At 35.5% G+C, this 20,137-nt stretch carries 15 protein-coding genes; 9 read left to right on the top strand and 6 right to left on the bottom strand.

From position 1 onward, the window contains the following. Positions 1-109 precede the first annotated feature (109 nt). The 3 genes from RBH94_RS15765 to RBH94_RS15755 form a co-directional block, all read right to left on the bottom strand. The gene (locus RBH94_RS15765) at positions 110-1,060 is read right to left on the bottom strand and encodes a D-2-hydroxyacid dehydrogenase (RefSeq protein ID WP_307881768.1); all 951 of its coding nucleotides are present in this window, start codon (positions 1,058-1,060) and stop codon (positions 110-112) included. Positions 1,061-1,136: 76 nt separating this feature from the next. After that, entirely contained in the window at positions 1,137-2,201 is a 1,065-nt protein-coding gene (serC, locus tag RBH94_RS15760; protein ID WP_307881767.1) for a 3-phosphoserine/phosphohydroxythreonine transaminase, read from the bottom strand. 84 nt (positions 2,202-2,285) lie between these two features. After that, positions 2,286-3,344 carry an acyl-CoA reductase gene (locus tag RBH94_RS15755; RefSeq protein WP_307881766.1) on the bottom strand — a complete coding sequence of 353 codons (1,059 nt, stop codon included), beginning with the start codon at positions 3,342-3,344 and terminating at the stop codon, positions 2,286-2,288. Between the two features lie 181 nt (positions 3,345-3,525). Between RBH94_RS15755 and RBH94_RS15750 the strand changes: the two genes are divergently transcribed. Then, the gene (locus RBH94_RS15750) at positions 3,526-3,879 is read left to right on the top strand and encodes a 4Fe-4S dicluster domain-containing protein (protein ID WP_188222376.1); all 354 of its coding nucleotides are present in this window, start codon (positions 3,526-3,528) and stop codon (positions 3,877-3,879) included. A gap of 195 nt (positions 3,880-4,074) precedes the next feature. Further along, complete coding sequence (ychF, locus tag RBH94_RS15745; RefSeq protein WP_188222375.1) at positions 4,075-5,169, top strand: redox-regulated ATPase YchF; 1,095 nt, start codon at positions 4,075-4,077, stop codon at positions 5,167-5,169. A 77-nt stretch (positions 5,170-5,246) separates the two neighbouring features. On the opposite strand, the gene RBH94_RS15740 is transcribed toward ychF, so the two are convergent. Further along, positions 5,247-7,154 (bottom strand): peptide-N-glycosidase F-related protein, encoded by a 1,908-nt coding sequence (locus RBH94_RS15740; protein WP_307881765.1) that lies wholly within the window; start codon positions 7,152-7,154, stop codon positions 5,247-5,249. A 17-nt stretch (positions 7,155-7,171) separates the two neighbouring features. Then, positions 7,172-8,458, bottom strand: a complete 1,287-nt coding sequence (locus RBH94_RS15735; protein ID WP_307881764.1) for a transglutaminase-like domain-containing protein — start codon at positions 8,456-8,458, stop codon at positions 7,172-7,174. Positions 8,459-8,657: 199 nt separating this feature from the next. On the opposite strand from RBH94_RS15735, the gene RBH94_RS15730 reads away from it, so the two are divergent. The 4 genes from RBH94_RS15730 (at position 8,658) to RBH94_RS15715 (ending at position 14,453) form a co-directional block, all read left to right on the top strand. After that, a complete protein-coding gene (locus RBH94_RS15730) occupies positions 8,658-9,563 on the top strand; it encodes a DMT family transporter (protein ID WP_307881763.1) in 906 nt (301 codons plus the stop codon). Between the two features lie 123 nt (positions 9,564-9,686). Continuing rightward, positions 9,687-11,537: a DNA topoisomerase IV subunit B gene (locus RBH94_RS15725; protein WP_307881762.1), complete on the top strand. Its 1,851-nt coding sequence runs from the start codon at positions 9,687-9,689 to the stop codon at positions 11,535-11,537. A 162-nt stretch (positions 11,538-11,699) separates the two neighbouring features. Continuing rightward, positions 11,700-11,843 (top strand): hypothetical protein, encoded by a 144-nt coding sequence (locus RBH94_RS15720; RefSeq protein WP_307881761.1) that lies wholly within the window; start codon positions 11,700-11,702, stop codon positions 11,841-11,843. 9 nt (positions 11,844-11,852) lie between these two features. Next, positions 11,853-14,453, top strand: a complete 2,601-nt coding sequence (locus tag RBH94_RS15715) for a DNA gyrase/topoisomerase IV subunit A (protein ID WP_307881760.1) — start codon at positions 11,853-11,855, stop codon at positions 14,451-14,453. Here RBH94_RS15715 and RBH94_RS15710 read toward each other — a convergent pair. After that, on the bottom strand, positions 14,445-15,242 hold the full coding sequence (locus RBH94_RS15710; protein ID WP_307881759.1) for a TerC family protein: 798 nt from the start codon (positions 15,240-15,242) through the stop codon (positions 14,445-14,447). The genes RBH94_RS15715 and RBH94_RS15710 overlap by 9 nt on opposite strands. 112 nt (positions 15,243-15,354) lie before the next feature. On the opposite strand from RBH94_RS15710, the gene bshC reads away from it, so the two are divergent. Genes bshC through guaA form a run of 3 tightly spaced genes read left to right on the top strand, consistent with a single transcriptional unit; the run spans position 15,355 to position 19,935 of the window. Continuing rightward, positions 15,355-16,956 (top strand): bacillithiol biosynthesis cysteine-adding enzyme BshC, encoded by a 1,602-nt coding sequence (gene bshC, locus RBH94_RS15705; RefSeq protein WP_307881758.1) that lies wholly within the window; start codon positions 15,355-15,357, stop codon positions 16,954-16,956. A gap of 9 nt (positions 16,957-16,965) precedes the next feature. Continuing rightward, positions 16,966-18,339 carry an aminotransferase class V-fold PLP-dependent enzyme gene (locus RBH94_RS15700; protein WP_307881757.1) on the top strand — a complete coding sequence of 458 codons (1,374 nt, stop codon included), beginning with the start codon at positions 16,966-16,968 and terminating at the stop codon, positions 18,337-18,339. 60 nt (positions 18,340-18,399) lie between these two features. Then, the gene (gene guaA, locus RBH94_RS15695; protein WP_307881756.1) at positions 18,400-19,935 is read left to right on the top strand and encodes a glutamine-hydrolyzing GMP synthase; all 1,536 of its coding nucleotides are present in this window, start codon (positions 18,400-18,402) and stop codon (positions 19,933-19,935) included. Positions 19,936-20,137 lie beyond the last annotated feature (202 nt).

The raw sequence follows: 20,137 nt of genomic DNA, 5'->3' as shown, positions 1-20,137 counted from the left end.
TTGTTTAAGATTTTTAGATTAATAATAAAATTGGTTTTTGAAGGTACAAAAAAAAAGTCCCATACATATGTATAGGACTCAAATATAACCTAAAGGTCACATTAATTTTTTATTTCAGAATGCTGGAAATTTGTTCAGCTAATTCCACACCAATTCTATCTTGAGCTTCGTTAGTTGCAGCACCTGTATGTGGTGTTAACGATAATGACGCATTCATTAATAATTGAATTTCTGGTTTTGGTTCTTTTTCAAAAACGTCTAAAGCAGCACCAGCAACTTTTCCAGATTCAATAGCGTTTACTAAAGCAACTTCATCTACTACACCGCCACGAGCAGCGTTAGCAATAAATACACCTTCTTTCATTAATTCGAATTCTGGAGCTCCAATAACGTACTCTTTTTGAGCTGGTACGTGTAATGTAATGAAATCGGCTTGTTTTAAAACGTCTTCCTTAGAAATTGTATTGATTTCGAAGTTTACTTTTTGTCCGTCAAAAAATTCTAATTCCAAGTTAGCTTTTTCCATAAACGGATCGAAAGCGATTACTTTCATTCCCGCTCCTAAAGCTACTTTTGCAGTCGCCTGACCAATACGCCCAAATCCTAAAACACCTAAAGTTTTACCTTTTAACTCTACACCTTTACCGTAGGCCTTTTTTAAGGCTTTAAACTTAGTATCTCCATCAAGAGGCATTTCTCTGTTAGAGTTATGTAAGAAACGTGCTAAGCCATAGAAATGAGCAAATACTAACTCGGCAACGGAGTGCGATGACGCTGCAGGTGTATTAATTACAGAAATACCTTTTCCTTTGGCATACTCTACATCGATATTATCCATGCCAACTCCACCACGACCAATAATTTTAATGCTTGAACATGCATCGATAAGGTCTTGACGTACTGTGGTAGCACTACGTACTAATAAAACACTAATTTCGTTTTCGTTAATATAGTTTATTAACTGTTCTTGAGCTACGGTAGTAGTAATAACTTCAAAACCTGCTTTTTCAAGCGCTTCAATACCACTTTTTGAAATACCGTCGTTTGCTAATACTTTCATTTTATTTGTTTTTTGTTTCCCTACAATCGGAAACTTTAATTGTTCGGTTTATTAATTGTTAGCCAGTACTTTTAACTTAAGCTTTGTTTTCAAGTTCACTCATAACTTCTACAAGAGCCTGAACACTAGCTATAGGTAATGCATTATACATAGAAGCTCTGTAGCCACCCACACTACGGTGACCATTAACACCGCTAATACCTGCTTCTTTAAGCATAGTATCGAATGTTTCTTTTAAGTTTTCGTTTACTAGGTTGAAGGTAGCGTTCATTGGCGAACGGTCTTCTGTAGCAGCGAATCCTTTAAATAATGGGTTAAGGTCGATTTCAGAATACATTAAGGTTGCTTTCTTCTCGTTTTCTTTTTCAATTGCAGCGATACCGCCTTCTTTTTTAAGCCATTCTAAAGTTAGCATAGACGTGTACACAGCAAATACAGGAGGCGTATTTAGCATACTACCTGCTCCAATATGTTTTTGGTAATCTAAAATAGAAGGAAGCGTACGTGTTACTTTTCCTAATAATTCTTCTTTAACAACAACTAACGTTGTTCCTGCTGGTCCCATATTTTTTTGAGCTCCTGCATAAATCAAGTCGAATTGTGTAAAATCTAATACACGAGAGAAAATGTCACTACTCATATCGCACACTAATGGTACTGATGTAGTAGGAAACGATTTAATTTGTGTACCGAAAATGGTATTATTAGAAGTTAAGTGTAAATAATCTAAATCTGAAGGAACCTCAAAACCTTTAGGTATATAGTTAAAGTTAGCATCGGCAGAAGACGCTACTTCAATAATATCACCAATTTTTTGCGCTTCTTTAATCGCTTTTCCACTCCAAGCTCCAGTATTAACATAACCCGCTTTTTTCTCTAAAAGGTTCATTGCGGTCATTAAAAACTGAAGGCTAGCACCACCTTGTAAAAATAATGCTTTGTACCCTTTACCTTCTAAGCCTAATAACTCTAAAACTAAGGCTCTAGCATTTTCCATGATATCAACAAAAGCTTTGCTTCTGTGTGAAATTTCAATTAAAGATAAGCCCTCGTTATTATAATCAATTACGGCATTGGCTGCCTGTTGCAACACTTCTTGTGGTAAAATGCTTGGTCCAGCACTAAAATTATGTTTTTTCATTTCTGTTGTAGAGTTGTTGATTTTAAAGATACAAAGTTGCTAATTAATTGAATATTTAGTACTGAAAATTCAATAATTTTTTCGTCAAATTGATAATAAAAATTCAACAGAATCGACACTATCCGCATAATCCCAAAGTTCGGGTTTTTGAGTCGCTCCAAAAGCAATTTCGTTTTTACTAAATCCTTTAGCAACTACACATTGAATTTGTTTTTCATCAGCTACTAATTTTTCTCTCAATTGCTCAATACTGTCGTAATATTCATAAAAAACAGTAGCAATAGGCGAGGCATAACTTTGGTCTTCTTTTATCATTAAAAAGCCATTTTCAAGCATATCAAATTCACTCATTAAATACACGGCTTTATTGTAGTCGTAATTGTTGGCGTATTTTGCTTTTTCTATAATAGGATGCCAGTTATACATCGCGTTAAAAAAGGCATCAAAATCGTAACCTTTAGGAATAAATAGTTTCGATACATTGCGACAACCTAAACCGTAATATCTAAAAATATCCTCACTTAAATTTGAAAGCTCGTCATCGGTTTCTTTACCCGTTAATACGGCAACCGAATTTCGGTTGTTCCGAATAATAGACGGTTTGTTTTTAAAATAGTATTCAAAATAGCGCGCCGTGTTATTGCTTCCTGTAGCGATAACGGCATCGAAATTTTCAACTTTATCTTCTGTAAAAGTTATTAAACCTTTAAAACCGGGTTCAACAAATTCTAAATATTTAGCTAAGTAGGGAAGCAGATGCTTGTCGTTCGATGATTGCTTTACTAATACTTTATGACCCGTTATTAAAACAGTTATGAAATCATGAAACCCAACCAATGGAATGTTTCCTGCCATGATAATGGCGACTTGTTTTTGAGAATTACTTTCTAACTTATAAGGTTTTAGCCAGGTGTTTAATTTTTCTGAGGTTAAGGATTCGCTCCAGCCTTTTAAGGCAAACCTAATGTTTTCAGGGGTAAACCAACCGTTGTGCTCTTCGGCTAATTTTAATTGATGTTTAAATCCGTCGAAAAACACATCGTTCAATTCAACAGTATCTTGTTTTTCGATTGTATCATTAGAAAATTGACGTATAAAATCTCCTAATTTTACAAAAGCATTAATTCTTTGCTGTAAATTCATTCTGAATTTGGTTATGAATAGTTTTGGCTTTATTTTTGCTTTGCAAAGTTAGGAAAATGTAATGAATCACGTTTTTTAATCGCTTTTTATTTAAGGGATTAAAACTGACTTTTGAAAGCTTATTTAACAAGCTTTTTTTTACATTTTTAAAACATTAAAATAAATTGAACTAGAGAAAGTTATGGCTATTATAATAACAGATGAATGTATTAACTGTGGAGCTTGTGAGCCGGAATGTCCAAATACTGCGATTTACGAAGGAGCAGATGACTGGCGTTATAAAGATGGAACAAGTTTATCAGGGAATGTTGTATTAACCAATGGTACAGAGGTTGACGCAGAAGATGCGCAGGAACCAATTAGCGATGAGATTTATTACATTGTACCAGATAAATGTACAGAGTGTAAAGGGTTTCATGATGAGCCACAATGTGCCGCGGTATGTCCGGTAGATTGTTGTGTTCCAGATGACGATCATGTAGAAACCGAAGAAGAACTTTTAGCTAAGCAACGCTTTATGCATCCAGAAGATTAATCGAAAGATTGTATACATAACAAAAAACCCAAGCTATCGGCTTGGGTTTTTTATTTTATAAAAGTTCTTGGTTTGGTGTAAGCAATTTTCAAATATATTAAATGGTTATACTTTAAATGATGAAGGAATTAGTTACATTTGCACTCGCAAAAACGAAGACCTAAGTCTTAATATCTATATCTAATATTTAAATACATGAAAGCAGGTATTGTAGGATTACCAAACGTAGGGAAATCAACTTTATTCAATTGTTTATCAAATGCAAAAGCACAAAGTGCGAACTTCCCGTTCTGTACTATAGAGCCTAATATTGGGGTGGTAAATGTGCCAGACCCGCGTTTAGAAAAGTTAGAATCTTTAGTAAATCCGGAGCGTGTATTACCTGCCACTGTAGAGATTGTTGATATCGCTGGTTTAGTAAAAGGAGCCAGTAAAGGAGAGGGGTTAGGTAACCAGTTCCTTGCTAATATTAGAGAAACAGATGCTATTTTACATGTATTACGTTGTTTCGATAACGATAATATTGTTCATGTTGATGGTAATGTAAATCCGATTCGCGATAAAGAAACTATCGATATGGAGTTGCAGTTAAAAGATCTTGAAACGGTTGAAAAGAAACTGGATAAAGTGAAACGTGCAGCTAAAACGGGTAATAAAGATGCTCAAAAAGAAGAAGCTGTATTGTTACAAATTAAGGCTGCTTTAGAGGAAGGGAAATCGGTTAGAGCTTTGGAGTTTAGTGAAGATGATTACGAAGATTTTGTAAAGCCGTCTCAATTTATAACGGAAAAACCGGTGATGTATGTTTGTAATGTAGATGAAGGTTCAGCGGTTTCTGGTAATGAATATGTTGAAAAGGTTCGTGAAGCGGTAAAAGATGAAAAAGCTGAGGTTTTAGTACTTGCAGTAGGGACAGAGGCAGATATTAACGAATTGGAAGATTACGAAGAACGTCAGATGTTCTTAGCTGATATTGGTTTAGAAGAACCGGGATCTTCAAAATTAATTCGAGCAGCTTACAAATTATTAAATCAACAAACCTATTTTACGGCGGGAGTGAAAGAAGTACGTGCCTGGACGGTAAATATTGGGGCGACTGCACCTCAGGCTGCTGGAGTTATTCATACCGATTTTGAAAAAGGCTTTATTAGGGCAGAAGTTATTGGGTACGATGATTACGTGGCTTACGGAAGTGAAAGTAAAGTGAAAGAAGCTGGAAAAATGAGAGTTGAAGGAAAGAATTACATTGTTAAAGATGGTGATGTGATGCATTTCTTATTCAACGTTTAGTAGAGAAATATTAAATGATATAAAAAATCCTGTATTGATCTTCAATACAGGATTTTTTTATTAAATAAGTTGAGGGATTAAATTTTATTAAATCTTCTGTTCATAATGTGTTTGCTATCCATATGGATCTCCATAACATATCGTCCTTCTTCTAAGTGGCTAACGTCTAATGGTGTTTTTGAGTCTTTTACATTTTCAAAGGTGTGTTCTTCAATAAAAACACCGTCTTTAGTTAATCTAACCTTTAATTTGAAAGTCTTGTTAGCGGTGGTATATAGACTTAAGCTATCCCTTGTCATTCGCGGGTAAATGGTTACGGAATATTTAGGTGTGCTTAAATCGGTTTTTACAGATTTACTTGTTCTGAAAGTGTAATTAAGCTCATTACCAAAATCGTTTTCAAAAGCATGAACAATATTGTGATTGATGTCTTTTAACTGAAGTCTTCCAAAGCCAGCTTTTCTATTATACCAAAATTCTAAGCCGTCTCCAGCTGTATCGGTTAGTTTTAAGCTGTATTTACCTTCGGCTAAATTTAAAGTGTCGAAATACTGCGTTGCGGTTTCAAGATGATTTGGCGTTTTCTCAAAGACAATTTTATTGTTGCTGTCTACTATAGTCAAATGATTTTCTCCTGGATTGTTATTGGTTAAAAAATCAACAACCAAATTGGTTGGCAGGGTTGGAATGTCGTCAAATTCAGAAGTTAAAGTATTGTCTCCGATCCATTCATCTTTTTTGCTGTTTGGATGTGTTAGTGTAACAGTAAAATGATTAACACCTGAATTGTATTCGATATTATCAGGAATAGTTATCACTGTAGATTCGTAAAACGGTAAATTACCAACCCATTCAAAACTTTTTTCTTCAAAACCTTCTGTATTATAGGTAATAGTAACCGAGGTTAAAGGTGCTTTTCCTAGATTTCTGATTTTAATTTTCGGGTGAAAGCCTTTCGGATTTTCTCTGTTGAAAGCTTTGTCGCTATTCGGAGCAATAATTTCTTCAATTTCAACATCGTTTGTGTGGTTAGGTGTTTTATATTGGAAGAAATAAGAGGTAATCTGTTCCTTTGGCTGATCGATATTGTTAGCAGTAAACGGCATCATGTTTAAATCTAATACATGACTGCTTTTTGTTAATGGCGTATCAATAATGTCTGGAAGTTGTAAATCACCAGGACACCAATCGGCACGGTCGTAAATCCAGGTGCCGCCTTGCGGGTATAACGGATTGTCGCTACATTCTTTCCATAAGTCTCGTTTGTCTATGGTGTTTCCATCAAATGTTAATTCACGCCATCTGCTGCAAAATTCACTACAACCACTCGGACGATCCATGCCGTGTCCTGTATGCTGAATTCTGAAACGCCCAAAGTCGGCATCGTTTTGCTTAGTAATGGTTATAGGTTTTAAATAATTTTCAATGTCATCTTCTGGATTTCCATATTGAAAATTTCCTTCCCACATATCGGTAACCGAAACAAAATCGGCAACCGGCGGACCGAAATCAACTTTAAAACCAATAGTTAAATCCCATCCGGTTTCAGGCGATTCATACCCCGAATGTACATAGGCTACCTGAACGCTATCTCGTAAAAAGGGTGCGAAGTCGGTCACATCGGTTTTCCATGTGTAATTCCAGCCTTCTTTAAAACTACTGCCGTAAGGGGTAAGCATGCGTCCGATTTCGAATTCTTTTTCGTTGTTATTTTCATCTTTACAAATAATTTTAACACGATCCATATAGTCCCAATGTGCTATTTTTATATGCTCGGGATAAGCTAATGTGAGATACATGGTTATTTTTCTAATGTCTTCTGCTTTTGACGGAAAAGTTGCCCATTCAGTAAAGGTATTAACCCCTTCCTTAGGATTAGTAATAATGGTTGTTTTGTCGTGAGCAATTACATGAATACTTTCTTTAATTTGAGGTTTACCGCATGCTACGAGCAAAAATAGAATGAAAAGTGGTGTATATTTCATAATAAAATTATGTTTTGTTATTCTAATATCAATTGGAATTCCTCTGTTGGTGCTTCGCCTGTTTTTATTGCAAAATTCTGTTCAATATTATTTTTAATATTACTCACCACAATGTTGTAACTTTTGTCTTTTTTCAATTTGATTTTTAAGAATTTATTCATGTCGTCTGTTGGGCGAGGAGAGTAACCGAAATCGACAATTTTATCGTCTAAATAAACATCAACTCTGCAGTCTAAGCGCGAATCGCTTTGTGAAGTGTTTTCGCTTTTAAAAACGACAAAGTCAGCCATAAGTTCATCATCCTCTAATGCTATGTTTTTAAGTGATTCCTTGTATAAATCAATATAGCGTTGCGTAACATTTACGCCGTGTATATATGGTTTTTCATTGTTTTCGTCGGCTTTTCTTTTCCATTCTTTTAAACTTTTTAGAGTTTTAGAATCCAACAGAGTGGTATCTAAGGTTTGCAGTAGAAATTTACTGGCTCTTCCTGCGTAGTAATATTGTCCTGTAGGTTTATAGGATACAGCGTAAATCCAGTGTAGTGGATTATTTGGGTCTGCTTTTCCGGCATCGGCTAAAAACCATGATTTGTTTAAATCGTCTGGGTAGTATTCTATAAATTTCCATTCGTTATCAATATATACTTCGCACCAGGTGTGATTACCTTTCATATTGGTCCACATAGCGGTTCCTGCTAATCGTGATGGAATTCCAACAGCACGAAAGGCATCGGTTAAAATAATAGACAATCCTGTACAGGTAGCCATGTTTTCGGCCATAGCTTCTTTGGGGCTGGAGTCTACAATCGAGCGTTTTATGTTGTATTCTACGTTTACTTCCTTGTTTATAGGTTTTGCAATGGCAAAAATGGCATCTTTTAAATTGGTTTCGTATTCTACGTATTTTGAAAAACGTTCATAAAAATCTTTACGCCATGGATCGCGCGTTTCGGCAACATTGGTGTAGGGTAAAACTTCGTTAAAGAAAATGGAATCGGGTAGGGCTTTGCACCAAGGAAAACGTTCACGGGCTTTATAAGCGTATTTGGCATTTTCTAAAAGAAAATTGGCTTTTAAGGTGGTTAAATCGCGTTCTGGCATATAGCTGATTAAAAACGCCATGCCTTCTTTTTGGTGTTTTGGCGCCTCGGTTAATGCTTTTAAGATTTCCGGTGCGTTAGTGTCGGCTTTGGTTAAAGCGCTGTCCAGTAATTGGTGATAGCTTTCGGGTACATCCTGATATTTCGATTGGCAACTCATTAAAACAGTTGCTGTGATAAGAGATAAAACTAATTTTTTCATGTTTTGGGTTAATATGTGTGAATGTGTCAAATTATGAAAAAAGTCAAATTCAGGCTTTGAAATTTCGACTAACAACATGTTTGCTAATCTGAACATCGTAATATTTTGTTATAACCACGTGTTGTTTTAAAATTGGGTTTTACCTTCGTTTTGTGAAATGAATCTTGTATAAAGGTTGAAATTAAATAGAAATTAGCAGATGAAATCAACACAATCCTTTATCTACGGTGTTTTAATAGGAATATTGGCAGTCGTATTATTTTCCTCAAAAGCTGTTATGGTTAAGCTGGCTTATCAATATGATGTTGATGCGATAAGTGTGTTGTTATTGCGAATGTTGTTTTCGTTTCCATTTTATGTGGTGATTGCTCTTTTGTCTAGAAAAAAAGGAAATACCTTACCAGTAATTAAAAAGGATTATGTTTGGGTTGTGTTTTTTGGATTTGTAGGGTATTATTTGGCAAGTTATTTTGATTTTGTTGGGTTGACTTATATAAAGGCGAGTTTAGAGCGTATAATTCTGTTTATCTACCCAACCATCGTATTGTTTTTTAATAAGATATTTTTGAAGAAGCCGATAACTAAAGTGCAGGCGGGAGCCATTTTGTTAACTTATATAGGTGTGGTTATTGCGTTTTGGGATGAGGTTGCTATTTCAGGAAATGACACTTATTTAGGTGGTTTCTTTATTTTTCTAAGTGCAGTAACTTATGCGTCTTATCTGGTAGGAACAGGTTGGTTAATTGCTAAGTTTGGTGTGGTAAAATTTACATCTTACGTCATGTTAGTGTCTTGTGTATGTGTCTTTATTCATTACGGATTTATAAATAAAATCAGCCTGTTTAGTTTTCCTTGGCAAGTATATGGTTACGGATTTTTAATAGCTGTTTTTGCAACGGTTATTCCGTCGTTTTTGGTGTCGATGTCTATAAAGATGATAAGTTCATCAAACTTCGCTATTGTGGCTGGGATTGGTCCCATATCGACCATTATATTAGCAGCTATTTTCTTAAACGAAAAATTAACCTTGTTGCAATTCTTTGGAGCTTTAATAGTTATCATTGGAATATTATTTGTCTCCTTAAAAAAAGAATCAAAAAATTAATTTCGAGGTTCTTAACAAAACACAGGCTAAATATTGTTAATTATTTTGTCTAAATGAAGTTTCTTTTTTTCACCGAGTGTATTATATTAGCATCAAATCTCAATTTAACTTACTGGAAATTTTATGGCAGAAGAAACCAATTACACCGAAGATAATATACGTTCGTTAGACTGGAAAGAGCATATTCGTATGCGTCCAGGGATGTATATCGGTAAGCTCGGTGATGGATCTTCTCCCGACGACGGTATTTACATTTTATTAAAGGAAGTTCTAGATAACTCTATTGACGAGTTTGTTATGGGAGCAGGTAAAACCATCGAAATTTCTATTCAGGGTAACAAGGTAATAGTTCGAGATTTTGGTCGTGGTATCCCACTTGGTAAGGTGGTAGATGTGGTTTCTAAAATGAATACCGGAGGTAAATACGACTCTAAAGCCTTTAAAAAATCGGTAGGATTAAACGGGGTAGGTACCAAAGCAGTAAATGCGTTATCAACGTATTTTAGAGTTGAATCTACTCGAGACAATAAATCGGCTTCGGCAGAATTCGAAAAAGGCGAATTAACCAATGAAGAGTTTTTAGAAGAAACCTCACGTCGCAAAGGAACAAAAGTATCTTTCGTTCCCGATGAAACCATTTTTAAAAACTACAAGTTTAGAAATGAATACGTGGTTAAGATGCTTAAAAACTATGTGTATCTTAATCCTGGATTAACCATCGTTTTTAATGGTGAGAAGTTTTACAGCGAGCACGGACTAAAAGATTTATTATCTGAAAACATACATATAGATGACAGGTTGTATCCTATCATTCATTTGCGTGGAGACGATATAGAAGTCGCTATAACACACAGTAAAACGCAATATAGCGAGGAGTATCATTCGTTTGTTAACGGACAAAACACAACGCAGGGAGGAACACATTTAAATGCCTTCCGAGAAGCGGTTGTAAAAACTATTCGTGAATTTTACGGTAAAAATTACGATGCTTCCGATGTTAGAAAATCGGTTGTAAGTGCTATTGCTATCAAGGTAATGGAACCTGTATTCGAGAGTCAGACGAAAACCAAATTGGGGTCTACCGATATGGGAGGAGATTTGCCAACGGTAAGAACCTATGTTAACGATTTTATAAAAACGCATCTCGATAACTTTCTTCATAAAAATCCTGAGGTAGCTGATAAGCTTCAACGTAAAATATTACAGGCAGAGCGTGAGCGTAAAGAGTTATCTGGAATTAGAAAGTTAGCTAAAGACCGCGCTAAAAAAGCCAGTCTTCACAATAAAAAATTAAGAGATTGTCGTGTTCATTTTGGAGATACTAAAAATGAACGGAATCTAGAAACAACCTTATTTATTACTGAGGGGGATTCCGCTTCCGGTAGTATTACCAAATCACGCGATGTGAATACCCAGGCGGTATTCAGCTTAAAAGGTAAGCCACTTAATTGTTATGGGCTGACAAAAAAAATCGTTTATGAAAACGAAGAATTCAATCTGTTGCAGGCGGCCTTAAATATAGAAGAATCCTTAGAAGATTTACGCTATAATAACGTGGTTATTGCAACCGATGCTGATGTCGATGGAATGCACATACGATTATTATTAATCACCTTTTTTCTTCAGTTTTTCCCTGAAGTCATTAAAGAAGGACACCTTTATATATTACAAACCCCATTATTTAGGGTAAGAAACAAGAAAGAAACTATTTATTGTTATACAGAAGAGGAACGAATTAACGCGATTGAAAAATTAAAGCCTAAACCAGAAATTACACGATTTAAAGGTTTGGGTGAGATTTCTCCCGATGAGTTTAAACACTTTATTGGGGAAGATATCCGTTTAGATCCTGTGATGCTGGATAGCAATATGTCTATTGAAGAATTATTATCCTTCTATATGGGTAAAAATACACCTTCAAGACAAGAGTTTATTATTGATAATTTGAAAGTTGAATTAGATATTATTGAATAATCGCACTTTTAAATTATTAATAAATCATTATTTAAAGGTTAAATTAAGAATATGATGATAAAGTTTCGTTAAAGTGGATACGGACATTGTATGTTTAGAATTATTTTTGCACTGTAAAAAATAATAAATCCCTGTGTTAAGCAGGCCTAAAAACAAAATACAATGTTATATATCGCAGAAAAATCAAACGAAACAAAAAGAGATTATTCTCATTTACATGTTGAAGCAACTAGTACAGTAAACAGAAAACGTAAAATTAAAATCAAAGGGCGAGTAACGCTTAGCGGAAAGCCTAAAGAAAACTAAAACAATTAAATGATTGAAGAAGGCGACGATTTAATTAACGAACAAGACGAACCACAAGAAACAATTACCCGGGTTACGGGAATGTATAAAGACTGGTTTTTAGATTATGCCTCGTACGTTATATTAGAACGTGCCGTGCCTGCAATAGAAGACGGATTTAAACCCGTACAACGTCGTATCATGCATTCAATGAAAGATTTGGATGATGGGCGTTATAACAAAGTGGCTAATATTGTAGGCCACACTATGCAGTACCATCCCCACGGAGATGCGAGTATCGCCGATGCGATGGTGCAAATAGGTCAAAAAGATTTGTTAATCGATACCCAAGGAAACTGGGGTAATATATTAACAGGCGATGGTGCTGCTGCTTCTCGTTATATTGAGGCACGTTTATCAAAATTCGCGCTCGATGTTGTTTACAACCCCAAAATTACCGAATGGCAGGCCTCATACGATGGACGTCGTAAAGAGCCTATAAATTTGCCTGTTATGTTTCCATTGCTTTTAGCGCAAGGAGGCGAAGGTATTGCTGTAGGACTTTCAACAAAAATATTACCGCATAACTTTATCGAATTAATCGATGCTTCGGTAAAACATTTACAAGGTAAGCGATTTACTTTGGTTCCGGATTTTCCAACAGCCGGAATTGCCGATTTCTCAAACTATAATGATGGTTTAAGAGGCGGTAAAGTTCGTGTTCGAGCTAAAATTTCTCAGTTAGATAAAAATACTTTGGTGATTACTGAGTTGCCTTATGGTACCAATACATCATCGCTAATAGACTCTATATTAAAGGCGAATGATAAAGGCAAAATTAAGGTAAAACGTATTGAAGACAATACAGCTGCTCAGGTTGAAATTCTGGTTCATCTCCCTGCAGGACTATCTCCAGACAAAACCATTGATGCTTTATATGCGTTTACAAGTTGTGAGAGTTCTATTTCCCCATTGGGTTGTGTTATTGAAGATAATAAACCATTATTTATAGGTGTTAGCGAAATGCTTCGCCGTAGTACTGATAATACGGTTCAGTTATTAAAGCAGGATTTAGAAATAAAACTTGGAGAACTGGAAGAACAATGGCACTTTGCTTCATTGGAGCGTATTTTTATCGAGAATAGAGTATATCGCGATATTGAAGAAGAAGAGACCTGGGAAGGGGTTATTAAAGCTATCGATAAAGGGCTTCAACCACATATTAAGCATTTAAAACGTGCGGTAACCGAAGACGATATTGTGCGACTTACCGAAATTCGTATTAAGCGAATTTCGAAATTTGATATCGATAAAGCACAGCAAAAAATTGATGCCTTAGAAGAGCAAATCGCTCAAATAAAACACCATTTAGAACACCTTATCGATTATGCTATCGCTTATTTTACCAGATTAAAAAAGGAATATGGAGAAGGGCGTGAGCGAAAAACTGAGATTCGTACATTTGATGATGTAGATGCTACTAAAGTTGTTATTCGTAATACAAAACTCTATGTTAATCGTGAAGAAGGTTTCGTAGGGACATCTTTGAAACGCGATGAGTACGTGTGTGACTGTAGTGATATAGACGACGTTATTGTGTTTACGAAAAATGGTAGCATGATGGTAACTAAGGTGGATTCTAAAACCTTTGTTGGTAAGGATATTATTCACGTTGCGGTATTTAAGAAAAAAGATAAGCGAACCATTTATAATCTTATTTACAGAGATGGTAAGGGTGGGCCTTCTTATATAAAACGTTTTAATGTAACGAGTATTACCCGAGATCGAGAATACGATTTAACTAATGGAAATAAAGGGTCAACTTTATTATATTTCTCTGCAAATCCAAATGGAGAAGCCGAAGTGGTTACCATTTTATTGAGACAAGCTGGAAGTATTAAGAAGTTGAAATGGGATATCGATTTTGCCGATATTTTGATTAAAGGTCGGCAGTCTAAAGGGAACCTGGTTACTAAGTATACTATTAAAAAAGTAGAACTAAAAGAAAAAGGGGTTTCAACATTAAAACCACGTAAAATCTGGTTCGATGAAACGGTTCAGCGTTTAAATGTTGATGGTCGAGGTGAGCTTTTAGGTGAATTTAGAGGTGAAGACAAATTGTTGATTATAAATCAGAAAGGTGTTGTTAAAACCGTTACCCCTGAGGTGACACTACATTTCGATAACGATATGATTGTGTTGGAAAAATGGATACCTAAAAAGCCTGTTTCAGCTATTTATTATAACGGCGAACGTGAATTATATTACGTAAAACGTTTTTTAATTGAAAATGAAGGCAGAGAAGAATCGTTTATTCCAGAGCATGAAAATTCACGTTTAGAAATAGTTTCTACCGATTGGTTGCCAATGGCCGAAGTGGAGTTTGTTAAAGAACGCGGTAAAGACCGAAAAGAGAACTTGGAAGTTAACTTAGAAGAATTTATTGCTATTAAAGGAATTTCAGCAATTGGAAATCAATTAACGAAAGATAAGGTGAAACAAATCAATTTATTAGATCCGTTACCTTTTGAGGAGCCAGAAGAGGTTCATGCCGATGATTTAGAAGTTGTTGATGAAGATATCATTGAGGGGGATGAAGAATCTGATGAGTCTCAAACGACATTATTCTAATTTTCTTTGTTTTTTCTGAATTCTAAAGTTTAAAAACTCAACGAACAGCGAAAAAGCGATTGCAAAATATAAATACCCTTTAGGTATAGCACCAACTGTGTTTCCAAATAATTCGGTGTGAGACAGGTGAGCAGCTTCAGTAATTAGCATAAAACCGATAAGGATTAAAAAGGCTAAGCCTAATATTTGCATACTGGGATGTGTGTTAATGAACTTCCGAATAGGGTTCGCAAACCCAATCATAATAAAAATAGAAATAACCACGGCTATAATCATTAACATGAGATTGTAGTTGTGGTTTTCGTGTAAACCATTTGTCATACCTACAGCTGTTAAAATGGAGTCTATTGAGAATATAAAATCGATAAGTAATATTTGAACCAGGGCTTGCGATAAACTTTTCAATTTCTTTTTGTTTATATTGTCTTCATCATGATGAGGTAGTTCAACTTTTTCATGAATCTCGGAAGTACTTTTAAAAATTAAAAACAACCCGCCACTAAACAGGATAATGGCCTGCCAGCTTACTGAAATCTGCAACCATGATAGGTTTAAACTGTAAAAAGGCTCTTTTAAACCAATTAAAAAGGTGACGAAAAATAACAGTGTAATACGTTGTACCATGGCCAATAACAAGCCGATGGTTGTGGCTTTCGATTGAAGTTTTTCAGGAAGTTTATTGGCAGCTAAAGAGATAAAAACGATATTATCTATTCCTAAAATAATTTCTAAAAACGTTAAGGTAAGCAGTGCCATAATAGCATCGCTGGAAAAAAGAAAATCGAGCACGGTATAAAGTATTAGAATATAAATTTAAACAAAAACTCTTAACGAAATTTTTAGATTTTACCACTATATTAACTATATCTTTGCAACTGCGTTTCAAATTTTAATATAAACTATGTTATTAGACGGGATTTCATTTAAAAACACAGGATATTTTTCGAGCCTTATCTGCGACTATCTGTATGAAAACCCGCAATTGAAACCGTTCTACAAACGTTTTCCAAACCTTGATAATTTCAAGGAACAAATAGAAGAAAAAGCATCAAATTTTAGTTTAGAGTCAAGATTAACTTTGGTTAAAGCTCTGAAAAACCAGTATAAAAAAGTTGAAACATCAGAGTTGACGTTAAGTCATATTGATGCGTTACAAACTGAAAACACCTTTACAATTACAACAGGTCACCAATTAAATTTATTTACCGGGCCGTTGTATTTTTTGTATAAAATTGTGTCGGCAATTAACCTTTCGAAAGAGTTAAAAGAAGCCTATCCCGATTATAATTTCGTTCCGGTGTATTGGATGGCAACCGAAGACCACGATTTTGAAGAAATCAATTATTTCAATTTTAATGGTAAAAAGGTGCAATGGAATAGAACAGCAGAGGGACCTGTCGGAGAATTATCAACCGACGGTTTAGACGATGTTTTTAATCTGTTCGCTTTAGAGTTAGGTAATAGTAAAAATGCAGAGTATTTAAAAGAGCTTTTTAAATCTGCATATTTAGAGCATGATAATTTAGCCGATGCCACACGATATTTAGCCAACGAATTGTTTAAAGATTATGGCTTGGTTATCATCGATGCTAATGATAAAGCATTAAAAGAACAATTTATTCCTTACGTGAAGGAAGAATTGTTTAACAATACCTCCTTTACAAACGTTACAGAAACCAGCGCACAGTTAAATGCAGTAAATAACGATTATACGATTCAAGTTAATCCTCGAGAAATTAATGTGTTTTACATTAAAGAAGAGTTACGTGAACGTATTGTGTTTGAAAATGAAACTTTTAGTGTTTTAAATACTAATATTGCCTGGACGAAAGCTGAAATAGTGAAAGAACTTAATGAGTTTCCAGAGCGTTTTAGTCCGAATGTCATTACACGTCCGTTATATCAGGAAGTCATTTTGCCTAACCTATGTTACATTGGTGGAGGCGGTGAATTGGCATATTGGTTTCAGTTGAAACAATTCTTTAATAAAGTTAATGTGCCGTTTCCTGTGTTATTACTTCGTAATTCAGTATTAATAGAAACCGAAAGTCAGCATAAAAAACTTCAGAATTTAAATATTTCAACGAACGATATCTTTTTAAAGCAATCGACGTTTATCAATAAAAAAGTACGTGAAATATCGAATATAGATATCGATTTTTCAGCACAAAAAGAAACACTTCAAAAGCAATTTGAAGACTTATATACTTTAGCAGAACAAACCGATAAATCTTTTATTGGAGCAGTAAAAGCTCAGGAAGTAAAACAAATTAAAGGTTTAGAACATTTAGAAAAACGTTTGCTAAAAGCACAGAAAAAAGCATTGGCAGATCAGGTGTCAAGAATGACCGGCCTGCAAAACGAATTATTTCCGAACCAAAGTTTACAGGAGCGCAACACTAATTTCTCTCAGTTTTATTTAGAGTATGGTAAATTGTTAATTCCTGAACTTATCAAACATCTTAATCCTTTAAATAAGGAATTTTCTCTTTTAAAATTATAAATAGTAAGCATGCATAAAATTGACATGGGACTTATTGAAATGACGTTAGACGTCATGAAATATGTCATTGGACGAGTATCAGAAGTTGAGCACCCTATTGGGAAACCTAAAAAGTATGAAGAGTTAAAAGCATTGGTAGGAGAAACCATTACCGAAAAAGGTGTTGGTGGAGAATATGCTTTTAACTTATGGAAAGAGCACTTATCTAAGGCAAATGTACCGGTAGACCACCCAAGAAACCTGGCGTTTGTACCAGCATCGCCAACCAGAGCGGCTATTATGTTCGATTTAATTACGGCAGCATCAAGTATTCATGGTGCTTACTGGATGGAAGGTGCAGGAGGAATTTTCTGTGAAAATGAAGCTATGAAATGGATTGTGTCTTTAACAGGTATGCCGGAAGGTGCTTTTGGAGTCTTTACTAGTGGAGGGACATCAGCTAACCTTTCTGCAATTGTTACGGCACGTGAAAACTGGCGTACTAACGATCCAACGCATAAAGGACAAAAAGGATTAATCATCACATCTATCGGGGCGCACTCATCGGTTAAGGCGATGGCAAAAGTGGCCGACATCGATGTGCATTTAGTAGATACAGAAGACCGTTTAGAAACTTCAGCATTACGAGCTACGATTGATGGTTTATCTCCAATTGAGCGCGAGCGTTTATTTGCAGTTGTAGGCACCGGAGGAACAACCAATGCCGGTATTGTTGATGATTTAGATGGAATCGCAGATATTTGTGCTGAAGAAAATTTATGGTTCCACGTTGATGCTGCTTATGGAGGAGGGGCTTTATTAGCCGATTCTGTAAAACATTTATTCAAAGGCATTGGTAGGGCTGATAGTGTAACGATTGACCCTCATAAATGGTTATTCTCTCCTTACGACTGTGGTGCAGTTATTTATAAAGAACCGGAGTTAGCTAAACAAGCGCACTCGCAACAAGGATCATATTTAGATATCTTTAAGGATGAAGGCGCTCACGGGTTTAACCCAACCGATTATCAAATACAGTTAACCAGACGTGTTAGAGGATTACCTTTATGGTTCTCTTTAGCAATGCACGGAACAGATAAGTATAAAGAAGCGGTAGAGCGTGGTGTAGAACTGGCACAAATTGCTGGTAAAATGATAGAAGAAAGTCCGTATTTAGAATTGGTAAGAGAGCCAAGTTTATCTTGTGTATTATACCGTAGAAAAGGATGGGCGCCTCAGGATTACACCAACTGGACCTACGATAATCATAAAAAAGGGTTCGCTTTGGTAACACCTACTAAATGGAAAACTGGTGATGGTTTCGAAACGGTTTCACGTTTTTGTTTTATCAATCCTGATACCACTGAGCGTGATATCGAGATGATTTTAGAAACGATGGCCTAATAATTTTAAAAAAAAGTAGACACCTAATTGTCATTATAAAATCTATTATTATTTTTGCGCATGCAACACGATAAGGTATTAATTTTAGACTTCGGATCGCAATATACTCAGCTTATTGCACGTCGAGTACGAGAACTCAACATCTATTCCGAAATACATCCATTCAACAAAATCCCAGAAGATTTAGCGTCTTACAAATCAGTTATCCTTTCGGGGAGTCCTAATTCTGTAAGAGGCGAAGACGCGTTACACCCAAACTTAGACGGTATTAGAGGGGTAAAGCCTATGTTAGCTGTTTGTTACGGGGCACAATATTTAGCACATTTTTCAGGTGGAAATGTAGCGCCTTCAAACACTAGAGAATATGGTCGCGCTAATCTATCTTTTATAAAATCTGACGAAGCATTCTTCGCGGGAATTAATGAAGGGAGTCAGGTTTGGATGAGCCACAGTGATACTATTAAAGAATTACCAACAAATGGTGTTTTAATAGCTAGTACAAATGATGTAACTAATGCGGCTTATAAAATTGAAGGCGAAACAACTTATGCTATTCAGTTTCACCCTGAGGTGTATCATTCAACCGATGGTAAGCAATTATTAGAGAACTTTTTGGTAAATATTGCTGGAGTAAACCAAGACTGGACACCGGATTCTTTTGTTGAAGAAACTGTTGAAGCGATTCAGGAGAAAGTTGGAAATGACAAAGTTGTATTAGGGTTGTCTGGAGGAGTAGATTCTACAGTCGCTGCAGTACTTTTAAATAAAGCCATTGGCAAAAACTTATACTGTATTTTCGTTAATAACGGTTTATTACGTAAAAACGAATTCCAAAGCGTTTTAAATCAGTACGAAGGTATGGGGCTTAATGTTAAGGGAGTAGATGCTTCAGAGCGATTTCTTGCTGCATTAGCTGGTCTTGAAGATCCTGAGTTAAAACGAAAAGCTATTGGAAAAACATTTATCGAAGTTTTCGATGATGAAGCTCATAAATTAACCGATGTAAAATGGTTGGCACAAGGCACCATTTACCCAGACGTTATCGAGAGTGTTTCTGCTACTGGCGGACCTTCAGCAACAATTAAGAGTCACCATAACGTGGGGGGGTTACCAGATTTTATGAAACTTAAAATTGTAGAGCCTTTACGTGCTATTTTTAAAGATGAGGTGAGACGTGTGGGAGCAACTTTAGGTATCGATCCTGAATTATTAGGACGTCACCCATTCCCGGGACCAGGTTTAGGTATTCGTATTTTAGGAGATATCACTGCTGAAAAAGTACGTATTCTTCAGGAAGTTGATGCGATTTTCATCAACGGATTAAAAGAATGGGGACTTTATGATCAGGTATGGCAAGCGGGAGCGATGTTATTGCCTGTTAACAGTGTAGGGGTTATGGGTGATGAGCGTACATACGAAAAATGTGTGGCGCTTAGAGCTGTGGAAAGTACGGATGGTATGACTGCTGATTGGGTGAACCTACCTTACGAGTTTTTACAAAAAACATCAAACGAGATTATAAATAAAGTGAAAGGTGTAAATAGAGTTGTATATGATATAAGCTCAAAACCACCAGCAACTATCGAGTGGGAATAATTCTCATATCGAATAAAAACTAGATAAAATGGTTTGTATTGGGTTACGTTTGTTAATTCGATACAAACCATTAATTTTTTCAGTAGTTTGTCATTTTTACAAACAATATTTTTAGTTTAGCGGTATCTTATTTTAAAATACTAAACGTATATAATAAGAGTTTTATATAATATTGTTAATCACTGGTTTTCAATTTTGGCAT

The sequence above is a fragment of the Aestuariibaculum sp. YM273 genome, from assembly GCF_030908365.1.
In the GTDB taxonomy this organism is placed as follows: Bacteria; Bacteroidota; Bacteroidia; order Flavobacteriales; family Flavobacteriaceae; genus Aestuariibaculum; species Aestuariibaculum marinum.
The sequence above is the reverse complement of the archived record's forward strand: the minus strand, read 5'-3'. Positions and strand labels throughout refer to the sequence as shown.